Source organism: Streptomyces sp. NPDC093984 (assembly GCF_044764595.1).
Taxonomy (GTDB): Bacteria; Actinomycetota; Actinomycetes; order Streptomycetales; family Streptomycetaceae; genus Streptomyces; species Streptomyces cynarae.
On record NZ_JBIWIM010000002.1, the window covers coordinates 871,449 to 889,612 of the forward strand.

The 18,164-nt window shown below is 70.3% G+C and carries 17 protein-coding genes; all 17 read left to right on the top strand.

Translation table 11 applies throughout. The features are described 5' to 3' along the window. The first annotated feature begins 89 nt into the window (after nucleotides 1-89). The 17 genes from ACIRC0_RS11775 to ACIRC0_RS11855 all read left to right on the top strand — a co-directional run bounded on the left by ACIRC0_RS11775 (nucleotide 90) and on the right by ACIRC0_RS11855 (nucleotide 18,044). On the top strand, nucleotides 90-1,379 hold the full coding sequence (locus ACIRC0_RS11775; RefSeq protein ID WP_403614743.1) for a homoserine dehydrogenase: 1,290 nt from the start codon (nucleotides 90-92) through the stop codon (nucleotides 1,377-1,379). A 6-nt stretch (nucleotides 1,380-1,385) separates the two neighbouring features. After that, on the top strand, nucleotides 1,386-2,444 hold the full coding sequence (thrC, locus tag ACIRC0_RS11780) for a threonine synthase (protein ID WP_403614475.1): 1,059 nt from the start codon (nucleotides 1,386-1,388) through the stop codon (nucleotides 2,442-2,444). Between the two features lie 257 nt (nucleotides 2,445-2,701). Further along, nucleotides 2,702-3,619 (top strand): homoserine kinase, encoded by a 918-nt coding sequence (gene thrB / locus ACIRC0_RS11785; RefSeq protein ID WP_103838590.1) that lies wholly within the window; start codon nucleotides 2,702-2,704, stop codon nucleotides 3,617-3,619. A gap of 408 nt (nucleotides 3,620-4,027) precedes the next feature. Beyond that, entirely contained in the window at nucleotides 4,028-6,034 is a 2,007-nt protein-coding gene (gene rho, locus ACIRC0_RS11790; RefSeq protein ID WP_403614477.1) for a transcription termination factor Rho, read from the top strand. Nucleotides 6,035-6,319: 285 nt separating this feature from the next. Then, nucleotides 6,320-7,459 (top strand): LCP family protein, encoded by a 1,140-nt coding sequence (locus tag ACIRC0_RS11795; RefSeq protein ID WP_403614480.1) that lies wholly within the window; start codon nucleotides 6,320-6,322, stop codon nucleotides 7,457-7,459. Nucleotides 7,460-7,713: 254 nt separating this feature from the next. Beyond that, nucleotides 7,714-7,935, top strand: coding sequence for a 50S ribosomal protein L31 (gene rpmE, locus ACIRC0_RS11800; protein ID WP_103838593.1), 222 nt, complete (start codon nucleotides 7,714-7,716; stop codon nucleotides 7,933-7,935). A 134-nt stretch (nucleotides 7,936-8,069) separates the two neighbouring features. Continuing rightward, nucleotides 8,070-9,140, top strand: a complete 1,071-nt coding sequence (prfA, locus tag ACIRC0_RS11805) for a peptide chain release factor 1 (RefSeq protein WP_403614484.1) — start codon at nucleotides 8,070-8,072, stop codon at nucleotides 9,138-9,140. A 48-nt stretch (nucleotides 9,141-9,188) separates the two neighbouring features. Continuing rightward, a complete protein-coding gene (prmC, locus tag ACIRC0_RS11810) occupies nucleotides 9,189-10,034 on the top strand; it encodes a peptide chain release factor N(5)-glutamine methyltransferase (protein WP_103838595.1) in 846 nt (281 codons plus the stop codon). 55 nt (nucleotides 10,035-10,089) lie between these two features. After that, nucleotides 10,090-10,737, top strand: coding sequence for an L-threonylcarbamoyladenylate synthase (locus ACIRC0_RS11815; RefSeq protein ID WP_263232102.1), 648 nt, complete (start codon nucleotides 10,090-10,092; stop codon nucleotides 10,735-10,737). Further along, nucleotides 10,734-11,411, top strand: coding sequence for a protein-tyrosine-phosphatase (locus tag ACIRC0_RS11820; RefSeq protein ID WP_403614488.1), 678 nt, complete (start codon nucleotides 10,734-10,736; stop codon nucleotides 11,409-11,411). The genes ACIRC0_RS11815 and ACIRC0_RS11820 overlap by 4 nt, the downstream gene beginning before the upstream one ends. 424 nt (nucleotides 11,412-11,835) lie before the next feature. Beyond that, nucleotides 11,836-13,077 carry a serine hydroxymethyltransferase gene (glyA, locus tag ACIRC0_RS11825; protein WP_403614491.1) on the top strand — a complete coding sequence of 414 codons (1,242 nt, stop codon included), beginning with the start codon at nucleotides 11,836-11,838 and terminating at the stop codon, nucleotides 13,075-13,077. Between the two features lie 126 nt (nucleotides 13,078-13,203). Beyond that, a complete protein-coding gene (locus ACIRC0_RS11830; RefSeq protein ID WP_403614494.1) occupies nucleotides 13,204-14,541 on the top strand; it encodes an MraY family glycosyltransferase in 1,338 nt (445 codons plus the stop codon). Nucleotides 14,542-14,839: 298 nt separating this feature from the next. After that, nucleotides 14,840-15,277: a hypothetical protein gene (locus ACIRC0_RS11835; RefSeq protein ID WP_403614496.1), complete on the top strand. Its 438-nt coding sequence runs from the start codon at nucleotides 14,840-14,842 to the stop codon at nucleotides 15,275-15,277. 273 nt (nucleotides 15,278-15,550) lie between these two features. Further along, nucleotides 15,551-16,321, top strand: coding sequence for a F0F1 ATP synthase subunit A (gene atpB / locus ACIRC0_RS11840; RefSeq protein ID WP_366024218.1), 771 nt, complete (start codon nucleotides 15,551-15,553; stop codon nucleotides 16,319-16,321). Between the two features lie 74 nt (nucleotides 16,322-16,395). Then, on the top strand, nucleotides 16,396-16,641 hold the full coding sequence (gene atpE, locus ACIRC0_RS11845; protein WP_234514092.1) for an ATP synthase F0 subunit C: 246 nt from the start codon (nucleotides 16,396-16,398) through the stop codon (nucleotides 16,639-16,641). Between the two features lie 39 nt (nucleotides 16,642-16,680). Next, complete coding sequence (locus tag ACIRC0_RS11850) at nucleotides 16,681-17,232, top strand: F0F1 ATP synthase subunit B (protein WP_103838601.1); 552 nt, start codon at nucleotides 16,681-16,683, stop codon at nucleotides 17,230-17,232. Further along, entirely contained in the window at nucleotides 17,229-18,044 is an 816-nt protein-coding gene (locus ACIRC0_RS11855; RefSeq protein WP_403614500.1) for a F0F1 ATP synthase subunit delta, read from the top strand. The genes ACIRC0_RS11850 and ACIRC0_RS11855 overlap by 4 nt, the downstream gene beginning before the upstream one ends. Nucleotides 18,045-18,164: the final 120 nt, after the last annotated feature.

An 18,164-nucleotide genomic window follows, 5' to 3' on the forward strand; every position in this document is an offset into this window, starting at 1 on the left:
GTCTCACGATCCGGACCAAGGGCAGAAACTCCCGTCCGGTGAGTGAGACTGGTCCAACCGTAGACCGCATGAGGAGACGAGGTCGGATGATGCGTACGCGTCCGCTGAAGGTGGCGCTGCTGGGCTGTGGGGTTGTCGGCTCAGAGGTGGCGCGCATCATGACGACGCACGCAGACGACCTCGCCGCCCGGATCGGCGCGCCCGTGGAGCTAGCGGGCGTGGCCGTGCGGCGGCCCTCCAAGGTCCGGGAGGGCATCGACCCCGCCCTCGTCACCACCGACGCCACCGCCCTCGTCAAACGGGGGGACATCGACGTCGTCGTCGAGGTGATCGGCGGCATCGAGCCCGCCCGGACCCTCATCGCCACCGCCTTCGAGCACGGCGCCTCCGTCGTCTCCGCCAACAAGGCCCTCCTCGCCCAGGACGGGGCCGCACTCCACGCGGCCGCCGAGGAGCACGGCAAGGACCTGTACTACGAGGCCGCCGTCGCCGGTGCCATCCCGCTGATCCGGCCGCTGCGCGAGTCCCTGGCCGGCGACAAGGTCAACCGGGTGCTCGGCATTGTCAACGGGACGACCAACTTCATCCTCGACAAGATGGACTCGACCGGCGCCGGGTACCAGGAGGCCCTCGACGAGGCCACCGCCCTGGGGTACGCGGAAGCCGACCCCACCGCCGACGTCGAGGGGTTCGACGCGGCCGCCAAGGCCGCCATCCTCGCCGGGATCGCCTTCCACACGCGCGTGCGTCTCGACGACGTCTACCGCGAGGGCATGACCGAGGTCACCGCGGCCGACTTCGCCTCGGCCAAGCAGATGGGCTGCACCATCAAGCTGCTCGCCATCTGTGAGCGGGCCGCCGACGGGGGATCGGTCACCGCGCGCGTGCACCCCGCCATGATTCCGCTGACCCACCCGCTCGCCTCCGTGCGCGGCGCGTACAACGCCGTGTTCGTGGAGTCCGACGCCGCCGGTCAGCTCATGTTCTACGGTCCGGGTGCCGGTGGTGCGCCGACCGCCTCCGCCGTACTCGGTGATCTCGTCGCGGTGTGCCGCAACCGGCTCAGCGGCACCACCGGGCCGGGGGAGTCCGCGTATGCCGCCCTGCCCGTGTCGCCCATGGGCGACGTCGTCACGCGCTACCACATCAGCCTCGACGTCGCCGACAAACCGGGTGTTCTCGCCCAGGTCGCCACCGTCTTCGCCGAGCACGACGTCTCGATCGATACGGTTCGCCAGCAGGGGAAGGACGGCGAGGCGTCCCTCGTCGTCGTCACCCACCGAGCGTCCGACGCCTCGCTCAGCGGGACCGTCGAGGCGCTGCGCAAGCTCGACACCGTGCGGGGTGTCGCCAGCATCATGCGGGTTGAAGGAGAGTAACCAGCAATGACCCACCAGTGGCGCGGAATCATCGAGGAGTACCGGGACCGGCTGCCGGTGTCCGACAGCACGCCGGTCGTCACGCTCCGCGAGGGCGGTACGCCGCTCGTGCCCGCGCAGGTGCTCTCCGAGCGCACCGGGTGTGACGTCCATCTCAAGGTGGAGGGCGCCAACCCCACCGGGTCCTTCAAGGACCGCGGTATGACCATGGCCATCTCCAAGGCCAAGGAGGAGGGGGCGAAGGCCGTCATCTGCGCCTCCACGGGCAACACGTCCGCCTCTGCCGCCGCCTACGCCGTACGGGCCGGGATGGTCTCCGCCGTGCTCGTGCCGCAGGGCAAGATCGCGCTCGGCAAGATGGGCCAGGCCCTGGTGCACGGGGCGAAGATCCTCCAGGTCGACGGCAACTTCGACGACTGCCTCACCCTCGCCCGGGCGCTCAGCGACAACTACCCCGTGGCGCTGGTCAATTCGGTCAACCCGGTACGTATCGAGGGTCAGAAGACGGCGTCCTTCGAGATCGTGGACATGCTCGGCGACGCCCCGGACATCCACGTCCTGCCGGTCGGCAACGCGGGCAACATCACGGCCTACTGGAAGGGCTACAAGGAGTACGCCGCCGACGGCGTCGCCGAGCGCACCCCGCGCATGTGGGGGTTCCAGGCCTCCGGCTCCGCCCCGATCGTGCGCGGCGAGGTCGTCAAGGACCCCTCGACCATCGCCACCGCCATCCGCATCGGCAACCCGGCGTCCTGGAACTACGCCCTCGAGGCGCGGGACGAGTCGGGCGGGTTCATCGACGAGGTGACGGACCGTGAAATCCTGCGCGCCTACCGGCTGTTGGCCGCGCAGGAGGGCGTCTTCGTGGAGCCCGCGTCCGCCGCGTCCGTCGCCGGGCTGCTGAAGGCGGCCGAGCAAGGCAAGGTCGACCCCGGGCAGCGGATCGTGTGCACCGTCACCGGCAACGGCCTGAAGGACCCCGACTGGGCCGTCGCGGGCGCCCCGCAGCCGGTCACCGTCCCGGTCGACGCGGCGACCGCAGCCGAGCGGCTCGGCCTCGCGTAACCAGGCGCTTCCCGGGGGATATGCCTTACGGGCACCTGACAGAGGGGGCACAGGGGCGGCACGACACGCATCGTGCGCCTCCTGTGCGCCCTATGTCGCCACAGAACCTTCCTTCGATAGGCTGTACTGAACCCGCCCGCCGCATATGCCGCAGCCGCATGTGCCGTGGTGCCGCGCCGCCTTCGCGGCCTTCGGGTCCTCCGTACGTCATCGAATGTCATTCGACGATCACGCAGCTCAAGGAGAGTCAACGAGCGATGGCCGGTCCAGCGTTCCGCGCCGCCGCCGTCCGGGTGCGCGTCCCCGCCACCAGCGCCAACCTCGGTCCGGGCTTCGACGCCCTCGGGCTCGCGCTGGGGCTCTACGACGACGTGGTCGTCCGGGTGGCCGACTCCGGGCTGCACATCGACATCGCGGGCGAGGGCAGCGAGACCCTCCCGCGGGACGAGAGCCATCTCCTCGTACGGTCCCTGCGCGCCGCCTTCGACGCGCTGGGCGGGCAGCCGCGCGGCCTGGAGATCGTCTGCGCCAACCGCATCCCGCACGGCCGGGGCCTCGGCTCCTCCTCCGCCGCCATCTGCGCCGGCATCGTCGCCGCCCGCGCCGTGACCATAGGCGGCGACAGCCGGCTCGACGACACCGCGCTGCTGGAGCTCGCCACCGAGATCGAGGGCCACCCCGACAACGTCGCGGCCTGCCTCCTCGGCGGCTTCACCCTCTCCTGGATGGAGCGCGGCGCCGCCCGCGCGATCCGCATGGACCCCGCCGATTCCATCGTTCCGGTGGTTTTCGTCCCCGGGAAGCCGGTCCTGACCGCGACTGCGCGCGGCTTGCTCCCGCGCACCGTGCCGCACGTCGACGCCGCCGCCAACGCGGGCCGCGCCGCCCTGCTCGTCGAGGCCCTGACCAGGCGCCCCGAGCTGCTGCTGCCCGCCACCGAGGACCGCCTCCACCAGGAGTACCGCGCGCCGGCCATGCCGGAGAGCGCCGCGCTGGTGGAGCGGCTGCGGGCGGACGGCGTCCCCGCGGTGATCTCCGGCGCCGGCCCCACGGTCCTGGCGCTCGCCGACGGCGCGAGCGCCGACAAGGTGGCCGACCTGGCGGGCGAGGGCTGGGCCGCCAACCGGCTGGAGCTGGACAGCCAGGGAGCGAGCGTGCTGCCGCTTGCGCCCTGACACACGGTTGCCGGATTTCGAGAGGGGGAATGTTTGTTGGATCCGGTAGTGTTAACCTCAAGTCTGCACCCGACCCCGCCATGGCGAGGTGCTTCGTGTCCCCGTCCGGGACCAACATTCTTCCGGGAGCTTCCCAAGCTGCCCTGTGTTCCGTATCACGTACCTGAGCCACACGTCGTACGCGAACACTGAGCGGATTGCAGAGCACGCTCCGGAATTGGCGTGACCGAGCCGCGCGACACAAAACCGGGTGTCACGGCTTCGGGAAGCGCCATCACCAGAAATTTCTTCCGCCGCTTTGGCGGGACCACCGCACCGGCACGGTCCACACAAACCGGACCGAAGCCGGACAGCACAACCGGTCGCCGAGCCAGACAGGCCGACGTCCGCTCCAGGGAAGGACCCTTCGTGAGCGACACCACCGATCTGATGGGCGCACGTGTCGAGGACACCGCTGCCGCGCCCGCCACGGACGCCTCCGCGCCTGCCACCGGTGCCGGGTCCCGGCGGCGCCGCGGTACCGGCCTCGAGGGCATGGTGCTGGCCGAGCTGCAGCAGGTCGCATCCGGCCTCGGCATCAGGGGCACGGCGCGCATGCGCAAGAGCCAGCTGATCGAGGTCATCAAGGAGGCGCAGGCGGGGGGCGGCGCCCCGGCAGCCAAGGCCGACACCGCCACCGAGAGCAAGCCCAAGCGCCGGGCCACCTCCAGGACCCGCACCGGCGACGAAGCCGCCGCGGCCGAGCCCAAGGCCGCCAAGGCCGACAAGGCCGTAGAGCAGGCCGTGGCCCCGCAGCAGATCGAGATCCCCGGCCAGGGAGCCGGTGACGACGCCCCGGCCGAGCGCCGCCGGCGCCGCGCCACCGCCGAGGCCGGCAGCCCCGAGACGGTCGCCGCTGAGGCGCAGAGCGAGCCGAAGGCCGAGACCCCGGCGCAGCCCCAGCAGACCCAGCCGCAGGGCGACGGCGCCAAGGCCGACGCCGGCGATGGCGGCGACGGCCGTCGCCGCGACCGCCGCGAGCGCGGCCGTGACCGCGACCGCGACCGCGACCGCCGCGGCAAGGGCGACGACCAGCAGCAGGGCCAGGGCGGAGGCCGTCAGGACCGTCAGCAGCAGGGCCAGCAGCAGGGCGGCGGCCGCCAGGACCGCAACACCGGTCCGCAGGACGACGACGACTTCGACGGAGGCCGCCGAGGCCGTCGCGGCCGCTACCGCGACCGCCGTGGCCGCCGTGGCCGCGACGACATCGCCGCCGAGCCGCAGCTCGCCGAGGACGACGTCCTGATCCCCGTCGCGGGCATCCTGGACATCCTCGACAACTACGCCTTCATCCGTACGTCGGGCTACCTGCCCGGTCCGAACGACGTGTACGTCTCCCTCGCCCAGGTCCGCAAGAACGGCCTGCGCAAGGGCGACCACATCACGGGTGCGGTCCGTCAGCCCAAGGAGGGCGAGCGCCGCGAGAAGTTCAACGCGCTGGTCCGCCTGGACTCCGTCAACGGCATGGCGCCCGAACACGGCCGCGGCCGCCCGGAGTTCAACAAGCTGACCCCGCTCTACCCGCAGGACCGCCTCCGCCTGGAGACGGACCCCGGTGTCCTCACCACCCGCATCATCGACCTGGTCTCGCCGATCGGTAAGGGCCAGCGCGGTCTGATCGTGGCCCCGCCGAAGACCGGTAAGACCATGATCATGCAGGCGATCGCCAACGCGATCACGCACAACAACCCCGAGTGCCACCTGATGGTCGTCCTCGTCGACGAGCGTCCGGAAGAGGTCACCGACATGCAGCGGTCGGTCAAGGGCGAGGTCATCTCCTCGACCTTCGACCGCCCGGCCGAGGACCACACCACGGTCGCGGAGCTGGCCATCGAGCGCGCCAAGCGCCTGGTGGAGCTGGGCCACGACGTCGTCGTGCTGCTCGACTCGATCACGCGTCTGGGCCGTGCGTACAACCTCGCCGCCCCGGCCTCCGGCCGCATCCTGTCCGGTGGTGTCGACTCGACCGCCCTGTACCCGCCGAAGCGCTTCTTCGGTGCGGCCCGCAACATCGAGGACGGCGGCTCGCTGACCATCCTCGCCACCGCCCTGGTGGACACCGGGTCCCGCATGGACGAGGTGATCTTCGAGGAGTTCAAGGGCACCGGCAACATGGAGCTCAAGCTCGACCGGAAGCTCGCCGACAAGCGCATCTTCCCGGCGGTGGACGTGGACGCGTCCGGCACCCGTAAGGAAGAGATCCTGCTCGGCGCCGAGGAGCTGGGCATCGTCTGGAAGCTGCGCCGGGTGCTGCACGCGCTCGACCAGCAGCAGGCGATCGAGCTGCTCCTCGACAAGATGAAGCAGACCAAGTCGAACGTCGAGTTCCTGATGCAGATCCAGAAGACGACCCCGGCGCCCGGCAACGGGGACTGAGCAGGTCGTCCGCAGCACAGGGCCGTCCCGTCGTATCCGACGGGGCGGCCCTGTGCGTCGGCGAGATTTATGCCACAAGGAACTGGTTGCGGGCTGTACGGCCACTACGCCCCTGTACGGGCGAAGCCGCAGGTGAACGCGGTGCTGCCGGCCCCGAAGTGACCGTGCGTGTTTGCCGGGACACGTCCTGGACACTCAGCGTTGTGCAACTCTTTCCCCGGTTTCTCCGTCTGACCGAACGGAGCGACCATGGAGCAATGAGAGGCCGCCAGGACTGAGGAGCACATGCCTTCCGAGAGCACGCCGGATGCCGGTATAGCCGGCGAGGCCACGACGCTGGGCCCGCGTCGCGGCGGCAAGGGCCGCCGCCGCAAGCCCCGCAGTGCCGGACGCAAGGCGCTCCTGGCCACCGCATGGAGCGCGGCGGGCATCCTGCTGCTCGGCGGCACCGGCGCCGGCTACCTGTACTTCAAGCTCAACGGCAACATCAAGAGCGTCGACATCAACCAGGCGCTCGGCGGCGACCGGCCCCAAAGGGTCGACAACGGCTCCGAGAACATCCTGGTCCTCGGCTCGGACACCCGTTCAGGCGCCAACAGGAAGCTGGGCGGCGGCACCGACGACGGCACCGGGCGCTCGGACACGGCGATGATCGTGCACCTGTACAAGGGCCACAAGCAGGCCAGCGTCGTCTCCATCCCGCGCGACACCCTCGTCGACCGCCCCGCGTGCACCGACCCCAAGGGCGACACGCACGCCGCGGCCCGCGGCTCCATGTTCAACGAGGCCTACTCCGTCGGCGGCGCCACCTGCGCCGTGAAGACCGTCGAGTCGATCACCGGCATCCGTATGGACCACTACATCGAGGTCGACTTCGCCGGCTTCGAGAAACTGATCGACACCCTCGGCGGCGTCCAGGTGACCACCACCAAAAACATCCACGACAGCAGCAGCCACCTCGACCTGAAGGCCGGCACGCACACCCTGAACGGGCAGCAGGCGCTGGGCCTGGTCCGCACCCGGCACGGCGTGGGCGACGGCTCCGACCTCGGGCGCATCCAGCTCCAGCAGGCCTTCATCAAGGCCCTGGTCAGCCAGGTCGAGCACATCGGCGTGCTGACCAGCCCGCAGAAGCTGTACGACCTCGCCGACACCGCGACGAAGTCCGTCACCACCGACTCCGACCTGGCGTCCGTCAAGGACCTGGCGTCGTTCGCCGAGGGGCTGAAGGGCGTCAGCTCCTCCCACATGAACATGGTGACGATGCCGGTCCAGTACGACCCGGCGAACCCGAACCGCGTCCTGCTGGACGAGGCCAAGGCCCGGCTGATGTGGACCGCACTGAAGAACGACCAGCCGATTCCGGCGGCGGCGACGAAGGGGACGGCCACGGGTGAGGCCAAGGGGGTCGTGAGCGCCCCTTAAGGGGCTCGGGGCTGTAATACCGACATGCGGCCCCGCCGCCTGGCGCGAGCAACGCGCAACGGCCCGCAGACGCCCACGGCCGAAGCGCGGCACCCCGGTAGGCGCACCCACCCCTCACCCGCAGGGAATACACAACCCCCGCCCCCGGTTTTGGGGGATGGCGCCAGTCCTGGCAGACTGGTACGTCGGCTCCGGTTCACGCTCCCGCATCCCGCGGCTGCGACCCGGCGCCCTCCCGGAAACTAGGAGACACCTTGAAGCGCGACATCCACCCCGCGTACGTCGAGACGCAGGTCAGCTGCACCTGCGGCGCGTCGTTCACCACCCGTAGCACCATCGAGTCCGGCACCATCCGGGCCGAGGTCTGCTCCGAGTGCCACCCGTTCTACACGGGCAAGCAGAAGATCCTCGACACCGGTGGCCGTGTGGCCCGCTTCGAGGCCCGCTTCGGCAAGGCTGCCGCTGCCAAGAAGTAGCGAGCCCACAGCGCCGGTCCCCGGTGCCCCCTTCGCCGGGGGCACCGGGGCCGGCGCTTTGCGGTGCAGCCATTGTTCGTCGTACACACGTCCCCATGCCCCGGCCGGGCAGGGGGCATTTCAGGGAGCCGGAGATGTTCGAGGCGGTCGAGGAACTGGTCGGTGAGCACGCCGACCTGGAGAAGAAACTCGCGGATCCGTCGATCCACGCCGACCAGGCGGGCGCGCGCAGGCTGAACAAGCGCTACGCCGAGCTGGGCCCGATCGTCGCCACGTACCGTTCCTGGAAGCAGACCGGCGACGACATCGAGACGGCGCGCGAATTCGCCGCCGACGACCCGGACTTCGCCGCCGAGGTCAAGGAGCTGGAGAAGCAGCGCGAGGAGCTGACCGAGAAGCTGCGCCTGCTGCTCGTCCCGCGCGACCCCAGCGACGACAAGGACGTCATCCTCGAGATCAAGGCGGGCGCGGGCGGCGACGAGTCCGCCCTGTTCGCCGGCGACCTGCTGCGCATGTACCTGCGCTACGCCGAGCGCGTCGGCTGGAAGACCGAGATCATCGACTCCACCGAGTCCGAGCTCGGCGGCTACAAGGACGTCCAGGTGGCGGTGAAGGCCCGCGGCCAGATCGAGCCCGGCCAGGGCGTGTGGGCCCGGCTGAAGTACGAGGGCGGGGTGCACCGCGTGCAGCGCGTGCCCGCGACCGAGTCCCAGGGCCGGATCCACACCTCCGCGGCCGGTGTCCTCGTCACCCCCGAGGCCGAGGAGGTCGACGTGGAGATCAACCCCAACGACCTCCGGATCGACGTCTACCGGTCCTCCGGCCCCGGCGGCCAGTCCGTCAACACCACCGACTCCGCGGTGCGCATCACGCACATCCCGACCGGCGTCGTCGCCTCCTGCCAGAACGAGAAGAGCCAGCTGCAGAACAAGCAGCAGGCGATGCGTATCCTGCGCTCCAGGCTGCTCGCCATGGCGCAGGAGGAGGCGGAGAAGGAGGCCGCCGACGCCCGCCGCAGCCAGGTCCGCACCGTCGACCGCTCCGAGAAGATCCGCACGTACAACTTCCCGGAGAACCGCATCTCGGACCACCGCGTCGGATTCAAGGCGTACAACCTGGACCAGGTCCTGGACGGCGACCTCGACGCGGTCATCCAGGCCTGCGTCGACGCGGACTCGGCCGCCAAGCTCGCCGCCGCCGCGTAAGGCTCCGTACCAGCCGCACCGGCCCGTACACAGCACCGGAGGACCAGCGTGAACCTGCTGCTCGCGGAGGTGGCCCAGGCCACCCAGCGGCTGGCCGACGCCGGCGTGCCCTCGCCGCGCAACGACGCGGAGGAGCTCGCCGCGTTCGTGCACGGCGTGAAGCGGGGCGAGCTGCACTCCGTGAAGGACTCGGACTTCGACGCCCGCTACTGGGAGGTCATCGCGCGCCGGGAGCAGCGCGAGCCGCTCCAGCACATCACCGGGCGCGCCTACTTCCGGTACCTGGAGCTCCAGGTCGGGCCCGGGGTGTTCGTGCCGCGCCCGGAGACCGAGTCGGTCGTCGGCTGGGCCATAGACGCCGTACGGGCCATGGACGTCGTCGAGCCGTGCATCGTGGACCTGTGCACCGGCTCCGGCGCCATCGCGCTCGCCCTCGCCCAGGAGGTGCCGCGCTCGCGCGTGCACGCCGTGGAGCTGTCCGAGGACGCCCTGCAGTGGACCCGCAAGAACATGGCGGGCTCCAGGGTCGACCTGCGTCAGGGAGACGCGCGGGACGCGTTTCCCGACCTCAATGGACAGGTCGACCTGGTGATCTCCAACCCGCCGTACATCCCGCTCACCGAGTGGGAGTACGTGGCCCCGGAGGCCCGGGACTACGACCCGGAGCTGGCCCTGTTCTCCGGCGAGGACGGCCTGGACCTGATCCGGGGCATCGAGCGCACCGCGCACCGGCTGCTGCGCCCCGGCGGTGTCGTCGTCATCGAGCACGCCGACACCCAGGGCGGCCAGGTGCCGTGGATCTTCACCGAGGAGCGGGGCTGGGCCGACGCGGCCGACCACCCCGACCTGAACAACCGACCGCGCTTCGCGACCGCCCGCAAGGCGCTGCCGTGAGCATCCCTGAGACTCTTTTCCCGCAGCAGTACGTGTACGAGGAGGCCAGCTGACAATGGCACGGCGATACGACACCAACGACGCGACCGACCGCGCGACGGGTCTGCGTGAGGCCGCGTCCGCCGTCCGCCGGGGCGAACTCGTGGTGCTGCCGACCGACACGGTGTACGGCATCGGCGCCGACGCGTTCTCCGCGGAGGCCGTGGCCGACCTGCTCCAGGCCAAGGGCCGGGGCCGCAACATGCCCACGCCCGTCCTCATCGGCTCCCCGAACACGTTGCACGGCCTCGTCACGGACTTCTCCGAGATGGCGTGGGAGCTGGTGGACGCCTTCTGGCCGGGGGCCCTCACGCTCGTCACCAAGCACCAGCCGTCGCTGCAGTGGGACCTGGGGGACACCCGGGGCACCGTCGCCGTGCGGATGCCGCTGCACCCGGTCGCGATCGAGCTGCTGACGGAGGTCGGGCCGATGGCGGTCTCCTCCGCGAACCTCACCGGCCACCCGGCGCCGGAGACGTGCGACGCCGCGCAGGAGATGCTCGGCGACTCCGTCTCCGTCTACCTGGACGGCGGCCCCACCCCCGGCAACGTGCCGTCGTCGATCGTCGACGTCACCGGCAAGGTGCCCGTGCTGCTGCGCGAGGGCGCCCTGTCGCCGGAGGAGCTGCGCAAGGTCGTACCCGACCTCGAGGTGGCGAATTGACGGCCCCTGACGCGGGGCGTGGCATAGGCAACGGGGACGAGGCGGGGGACCTGGCCCAGCCGGGTCCGCCCCGCGACACCTTCCGCATCCTCCACGTCAGCACCGGCAACGTGTGCCGCTCGCCGATCACCGAGCGGCTGACCCGGCACGCCCTGGCGGACCGGCTCGGCGACCCGCTGTGGGGCGGGGTCATCGTCGAGAGCGCGGGCACCTGGGGCCACGAGGGCGCGCCCATGGAGGCGAACGCGGAGGCGGTCCTCGCGGACTTCGGGGCGGACGCCTCCGGGTTCGTGGGGCGGGAGCTGCTGGACGAGCATGTGATCAGGGCCGACCTGGTGCTGACCGCGACGCGGGACCACCGGGCGCAGGTGATCTCCATGGGGCACTCGGCGGGGCTGCGCACGTTCACGCTGAAGGAGTTCACGCGGCTGGTGCGCGCGATAGACCCGGCCACCTTGCCGCCCCTGGAGGACGGTGTGGTCGCGCGTGCGCGTGCGCTGGTGCGGGCTGCGGCGGCTCTACGCGGGTGGCTGCTGGCGCCCACGGCGGAGGCTGACGAGGTGTACGACCCGTACGGGGCGCCTCTGCCGTTCTTCCGGTCGATCGGGGACGAGATCCATCAGGCGCTGGAGCCGGTGGTGACGGCGCTGACGGGGGTGCCTGCGCGGACGTAGGGTGCCGTGGCTTTTGGGCGCCGGGGGTGCAGTGCCCGGGGGTGTGCAGTGCCGGGGGTGCGGTTGCCCGGGGGTGTGCAGTGCCGGGGGTGCGGTTGCCCGGAGGTGTGCAGTGCCGGGGGTGCGGTTGCCCGGGGGGAGGTCGCGCGACCCGGCGCTGTCGGGGCGCCGCTGAGCCCACCCGTGCCGCCCCTGGGGGTCCCCCAGGCCGTGAAGGCTCTGGGGGAGGCACGACTGCCCGCAGCTGAGGCACGACTGCCCGCAGCTGTGGCAGCCGGCGGCTCGTGGTCAGGCACGGTGAAGCCGCAGTCGCCGTGGCCGGCCACAGAACGCCCCGCGTTCCCAGGCGCCTCCAATACCGGGCGTCGCAGCCGCCCCCGGCCTACATTGGTGCTACATCCCCGTCGTCGCCCGGGAGCTCACCATGGCGGTCATCCCCACCCTCGAGGCCGATGTCCTGCGGCGGCAGGACCCCGAGATGGCAGAGCTCCTGCTCGGGGAGCTGGCACGGCAGTCGACGACCCTGCAGCTGATCGCCGCCGAGAACTTCAGCTCGCCGGCGGTGCTCGCCGCCCTCGGGTCCCCGCTCGCCAACAAGTACGCCGAGGGATACCCCGGCGCCCGGCACCACGGCGGGTGCGAGATCGTCGACGTCGCCGAGCGCCTCGCCGTGGAGCGGGCCAAGGCGCTCTTCGGGGCCGAGCACGCGAATGTGCAGTGCCACTCGGGATCGTCGGCGATGCTCGCCGCGTACGCCGCCCTGCTCCGCCCCGGCGACACCGTGCTCGCCCTCGGGCTGCCGCACGGCGGCCATCTCACGCACGGCTCGCCCGCCAACTTCTCCGGCCGCTGGTTCGACTTCGTCGGCTACGGCGTCGAGGCGGAGTCCGGGCTCATGGACCATGTGCAGGTGCGCGCCCTGGCTCGTACGCACCGCCCGAAGGCCATCGTGTGCGGGTCGATCGCCTATCCGCGCCACATCGACTACGCCTTCTTCCGGGAGGTCGCCGACGAGGTGGGGGCGTATCTCATCGCCGACGCCGCGCACCCGATCGGGCTCGTGGCCGGGGGAGCGGCGCCCAGTCCGGTGCCGTACGCCGACATCGTCTGCGCCACCACCCACAAGGTGCTGCGCGGCCCGCGCGGCGGCATGATCCTGTGCGGAAGCGAACTGGCCGAGCGCGTGGACCGGGCCGTCTTCCCGTTCACCCAGGGCGGCGCGCAGATGCACACCATCGCCGCCAAGGCCGTCGCGTTCGGGGAGGCGGCGACGGACGCCTTCGCCGCGTACGTCCACCGGGTGGTCGCCAACGCCCGGGCGCTCGCGGCGGGGCTGGCCGACGAGGGGCTGCACATCACCACCGACGGCACCGACACGCACCTGATCATCGCCGACCCGGGGCCGCTGGGCGTCGACGGCCGCAGCGCGCGCGGGCTGCTCGCCGCCGCCGGGATGGTCCTGGACTGCTGTGCGCTGCCGCACGGCGACGCCCGCGGCCTGCGCCTTGGCACCGCGGCGCTGACGACCCAGGGCATGGGCGAGGGCGAAATGGCGTACCTGGCGGCCCTGTTCGCGTCCGTGCTGCGCCAGGAGACGCAGGCCAGGACGGCACGTGAGAAAGTGCGGGATCTCACCGAGGGATTTCCGCCGTATCCCGGGCGATGAGGGGTAGGCGCGCGTTATACACAGCCACACGTGCAACCATCTTCGCTACCCGTGAGTCCTCAACCATATGCACGCGAAGCTAGGGTGTGGGGCTGAGGACGCCCAGCGAGACCTGTGGGGAAGCCCGTGCGTGAATACCTGCTGACGCTCTGCATCACGGCCGCGGTGACGTATCTGCTGACAGGGCCGGTACGCAAATTCGCGATCGTGGCAGGAGCGATGCCGGAGATCCGGGCCCGGGACGTGCACCGGGAACCGACGCCCCGGCTCGGCGGGATCGCCATGTTCTTCGGCCTGTGCGCGGGCCTGCTGGTCGCGGACCACCTCAAGAACCTCAACGAGGTCTTCGCCAAGTCGAACGAGCCTCGGGCGCTGCTGTCCGGAGCGGCCCTCATCTGGCTGATCGGTGTGCTGGACGACAAGTTCGAGATCGACGCCCTGATCAAGCTGGGCGGCCAGATGATCGCCGCGGGTGTGATGGTCATGCAGGGTCTGACCATCCTGTGGCTGCCGGTCCCGGGCGTCGGCACGGTCTCGCTCACCCCCTGGCAGGGCACCCTGCTGACCGTGGCGCTGGTCGTCATCACGATCAACGCGGTCAACTTCGTCGACGGTCTCGACGGTCTCGCCGCCGGCATGGTGTGCATCGCGTCGGCGGCGTTCTTCATGTACGCCTACCGGATCTGGTACGGCTACGGACTCGAGGCCGCCGCCCCCGCCACCCTCTTCGCGGCCGTCCTGATGGGCATGTGCCTGGGCTTCCTGCCGCACAACATGCACCCGGCCCGGATCTTCATGGGTGACTCGGGATCCATGCTGATCGGGCTCGTGCTCGCCGCCGGTGCCATCTCGGTCACCGGGCAGGTCGACCCGGACGCGATGAACCTCTTCTCCGGTTCCGAGCGCGCGACGGTCCACCAGACCGTCCCCGTCTACATCCCGCTGCTGCTCCCGCTGACGATCATCGCCGTCCCGGCCGCGGACCTGGTCCTCGCGATCGTGCGCCGTACCTGGCGCGGCCAGTCCCCGTTCGCCGCCGACCGCGGTCATCTGCACCACCGGCTGCTGGAGATCGGGCACTCGCACAGCCGCGCCGTGCTGATCATGTACTTCTGGTCGGCGCTGATCGCCTTCGGCACCCTCGGCTACTCCGTGAACTCCGCGTCCATGTGGATCGTGCTCGGCATCGTGGTGCTCAGCGCGGTCGGTCTGGTGCTGCTCCTGCTGCCGCGGTTCACGCCGCGCGCCCCGCAGTGGGCCGAGTCCTTCGTGCCTCCGCGCTACCGCCGCCGGCGCGGCACCGCCGCGAAGCCGCTGCCGGCCGCCGCGTACGCCGGGAGCGGGCAGGCACGGCAGGAGGAGCGCCGCACCCCTGTGGTCGCAGGCGTCTCGGGCGTCAACGGAGCCACTGCCATCGGCACCCGTGCGCGGATGGAGCGGCGCCGGACGGAGTCGTCACGCTGACGTGCAAGGTAAGAATCTGGCGAGCGCGTTGCCATTCCGTGAGGGTGCAAAGCATCGCAATACCAGACAAGGCGCCGCCGCGTCCGCGCAGACGGGCAGATTCACTCTCATGTGTGACAGTTGGCACAGCACCTAGGTAAAGACCGCATCAAATAGTTTGTGATACCGTTCACGAGAACCCCGGGATAGAGCCGGAGGGTCCGGATGCGACGGCCCCTCGGCGTGCGGACTCCGCTCGGCCCGGGACTACGCTCGTCCATGACGACACCCTGCCCCCTGTGAAAGCGGAGTTGCCGCCATGCCGTCCAATGACGCCCGGAACCTTCTGCAGATCGCTGTGCCCACAGCATCTGTCGGCGCGGTCGCCGTCGTCGTCAGCGGTGTCGTCGCGGGCGGCAAGGGAGCGATCGGGGCGGCCGTCGGCACGGTGCTCGCCGTCCTGTTCATGGGGATCGGACTGTACGTCCTGCAGTGGACGGCGAAATCGCTCCCGCATCTGTTCCAGGCCATGGGCCTGATGCTCTACATGGCCCAGCTCCTGCTGCTGCTGATCTTCGTGGGCATCTTCAAGGGCACTGCTCTCTTCAACCCCAAGGCGTTCGCGCTCGCGCTCGTCGTCACCACGGTCGTATGGATGGCCGCGCAGGCGCGTGCACACATGAAGGCCAAGATCTTCTACGTCGACCCGGACTCCCAGAAGAGCGAGAAGCCCGAGAAGACAGGGCCTGCGTCGTGAGGGGTAGGGCCGGGATAAATAGTTGTGAGATCTCCTGCTATCGTCCGGTGCCAACTGCGGCATCGCGGGCGCGGGCATCTGAGCTGACGCCTGCTCACACGCGAGGCTCGATGCCCCCCAGCCGCCCCCACATCCGTAACACCAGTCCGGTGCCGATCCGCGGCTGCGCGCCGCGCCGACACAACGAGGTTGCCGTACCCATGCGTCACGCCGAAGGAGCCCGCGGTGAGTGCTGACCAGACCCAGCTCGCCTTTGACTGGAGTTGTCGGGTCCTGTCCGACAACGGGTGCGGTTTCCCGGCTCCTGGCCTGCAATCCTTCCTGTTCAAGCCGCTCGCCACGGTCGGAGGCTTCGAGTTCAACAAGGTGATGCTGCTCGCGCTCGTCACCACCCTGCTCATCGTCGCCTTCTTCTCGGCAGCCTTCGGCAAGGCCAAGGTGGTCCCGGGCAAGCTGCAGATGATCGGCGAGGCCGGTTACGACTTCGTCCGCCGCGGCATCGTCTACGAGACGCTGGGCAAGCGGGAGGGCGAGAAGTACGTCCCCTTCATGGTCTCGCTGTTCTTCTTCATCTGGATCATGAACGTCTGGTCCGTGATTCCGCTGGCCCAGTTCCCGGTGGCCTCGGTGATCGCCTTCCCGATGGTCCTGGCGGCGATCGTCTACATCACGTGGGTCGCGCTGACCTTCAAGAAGCACGGCTTCGTCGGCTTCTTCAAGAACGTCACCGGCTACGACAAGTCGCTCGGTGCCGTGCTGCCGCTCGTCATGGTCATCGAGTTCTTCTCGAACCTCCTGGTGCGCCCGTTCACGCACGCCGTGCGACTGTTCGCCAACATGTTCGCCGGCCACCTGATGCTGGTCATGTTCACCGTGGCCTCCTGGTACCTGCTGAACAGCTGGCTCGTCGTCGGTGCCGGTGTGTCGTTCATCATGACCATGGCCATGATCTGCTTCGAGCTCTTCGTGCAGGCCGTCCAGGCGTACGTCTTCGTCCTCCTGGCCTGCTCCTACATTCAGGGCGCTCTCGCCGAGCACCACTGAGCCACACCGCACCCAACCCCTGGTCGTCCGGTGGCCAACCCCCACCGGTCCATGAAAGAGAAGGAAGAACCGGCATGTCCGCTCTTGAGACCCTCGCCGCCGCCACCGGTGTCCACGGTTCCGTCGGCTCCATCGGCTACGGCCTCGCGGCCATCGGCCCCGGCATCGGCGTCGGCATCATCTTCGGCAACGGCACCCAGGCCCTGGCCCGCCAGCCTGAGGCCGCCGGTCTGATCCGTGCCAACCAGATCCTGGGCTTCGCCTTCTGTGAGGCGCTCGCCCTCATCGGCATCGTTATGCCGTTCGTGTTCGGTAAGTAATCACCTTCTTACTGGCACGAATCGACGAAAGGCACTGATGTGATCGCCAACCTGGTACAGCTGGCGGCCGAGGAGACGGAGCAGAACCCGCTCCTCCCGGCCGGCCCCGAGCTGCTCGTCGGCACCATCGCCTTCGCCATCGTGTTCTTCTTCTTCTGGAAGAAGCTGCTTCCGAACATCAACAAGGTTCTGGAGGAGCGTCGCGCGGCGATCGAAGGCGGCATCGAAGAGGCCGACGCCATGAAGGTCGAGGCCCAGAGCGTGCTCGAGCAGTACAAGGCTCAGCTCGCCGAAGCCCGGCACGAGGCCGCGCGGCTGCGCCAGGAGGCGCAGGAGCAGGGCGCCGCCCTCATCGCCGAGATGCGCGCGGAAGGCCAGCGGCAGCGTGAGGAGATCATCGCCGCCGGTCACGCGCAGATCGAGGCCGACCGCAAGGCCGCCTCGCAGACCCTGCGGCAGGACGTCGGCAGGCTCGCCACCGAGCTGGCCGGCAAGCTCGTCGGCGAGTCCCTCGAGGACCACGCCCGGCAGAGCCGCGTGATCGACCGCTTCCTCGACGAGCTCGAGGAGAAGGCCGAGGCCGCGCGATGAACGGAGCGAGCCGCGAGGCCCTGGCAGCCGCACGCGAGCGTCTCGACGCGCTGACGGACTCCACGTCCGTGGACGCGGCGCAGCTCGCCGACGAGCTGGCCGCCGTCACCGCGCTGCTCGACCGCGAGGCGTCGCTGCGCCGGGTCCTCACCGACCCGGCGCGGGCCGGCGAGGCCAAGGCGGGGCTGGCCCAGAGCCTGCTCGGCGGCCAGGTCGGCGGGCCGGTCGTGGACCTGCTGTCCGGCATGGTGCGCTCGCGCTGGTCGCAGTCGCGCGACCTGGTCGACGCGCTGGAGGAGCTGGCGAACCTCGCCGACCTCACCGCCGCCGAGAAGGTGGGCACGCTGGACGACGTCGAGGACGAGCTGTTCCGGTTCGCCCGGATCGTCGCCTCGAACACGGAGCTGCGCGCCGCGCTCACGGACCGTGCCGCCGGCACCCCGGCCAAGATCGAGCTGCTGCACCGGCTGCTCGGCGGTCGCGCCGACGTCGCGACCGAGCGTCTGGTCACGCGTCTTGTGACCGCGCCGCGGGGACGTAGCCTGGAATCGGGAATCGAATCCCTGTCCAAGCTGGCCGCCGCCCGCCGTGACCGCCTGGTCGCCGTCGTCACCTCGGCGGTCCCGCTGAGCGACTCCCAGAAGCGGCGCCTCGGTGCCGCACTGGCCAAGCTCTACGGCCGCCAGATGCACCTGAACCTGGACGTCGACCCGGAGGTCGTCGGCGGGATCCGGGTGCAGGTCGGTGACGAGGTCATCAACGGTTCGATCGCGGACCGACTCGAGGACGCCGGCCGCCGCATGGCGAGCTAGCACAACTCCACAAGCAGTACTACGGCCCGGGTTGGGCCGTGCAGAGGATGCAGAGTTTCTGGGGGGCGCCCCCAGAACCCCCACAGAAACTTCGGGCCCAACAAGGAGAGCAGGGAACCC

Bases quoted from the DNA above. Each gene is read 5' to 3' on its own strand.
- ACIRC0_RS11775 (WP_403614743.1), top strand. From the start codon at position 90: ATGCGTACGCGTCCGCTGAAGGTGGCGCTGCTGGGCTGTGGGGTTGTC.
- thrC (WP_403614475.1), top strand. From the start codon at position 1,386: ATGACCCACCAGTGGCGCGGAATCATCGAGGAGTACCGGGACCGGCTG.
- thrB (WP_103838590.1), top strand. From the start codon at position 2,702: ATGGCCGGTCCAGCGTTCCGCGCCGCCGCCGTCCGGGTGCGCGTCCCC.
- ACIRC0_RS11795 (WP_403614480.1), top strand. From the start codon at position 6,320: ATGCCTTCCGAGAGCACGCCGGATGCCGGTATAGCCGGCGAGGCCACG.
- prfA (WP_403614484.1), top strand. From the start codon at position 8,070: ATGTTCGAGGCGGTCGAGGAACTGGTCGGTGAGCACGCCGACCTGGAG.
- ACIRC0_RS11815 (WP_263232102.1), top strand. From the start codon at position 10,090: ATGGCACGGCGATACGACACCAACGACGCGACCGACCGCGCGACGGGT.
- glyA (WP_403614491.1), top strand. From the start codon at position 11,836: ATGGCGGTCATCCCCACCCTCGAGGCCGATGTCCTGCGGCGGCAGGAC.
- ACIRC0_RS11835 (WP_403614496.1), top strand. From the start codon at position 14,840: ATGCCGTCCAATGACGCCCGGAACCTTCTGCAGATCGCTGTGCCCACA.
- atpE (WP_234514092.1), top strand. From the start codon at position 16,396: ATGTCCGCTCTTGAGACCCTCGCCGCCGCCACCGGTGTCCACGGTTCC.
- ACIRC0_RS11855 (WP_403614500.1), top strand. From the start codon at position 17,229: ATGAACGGAGCGAGCCGCGAGGCCCTGGCAGCCGCACGCGAGCGTCTC.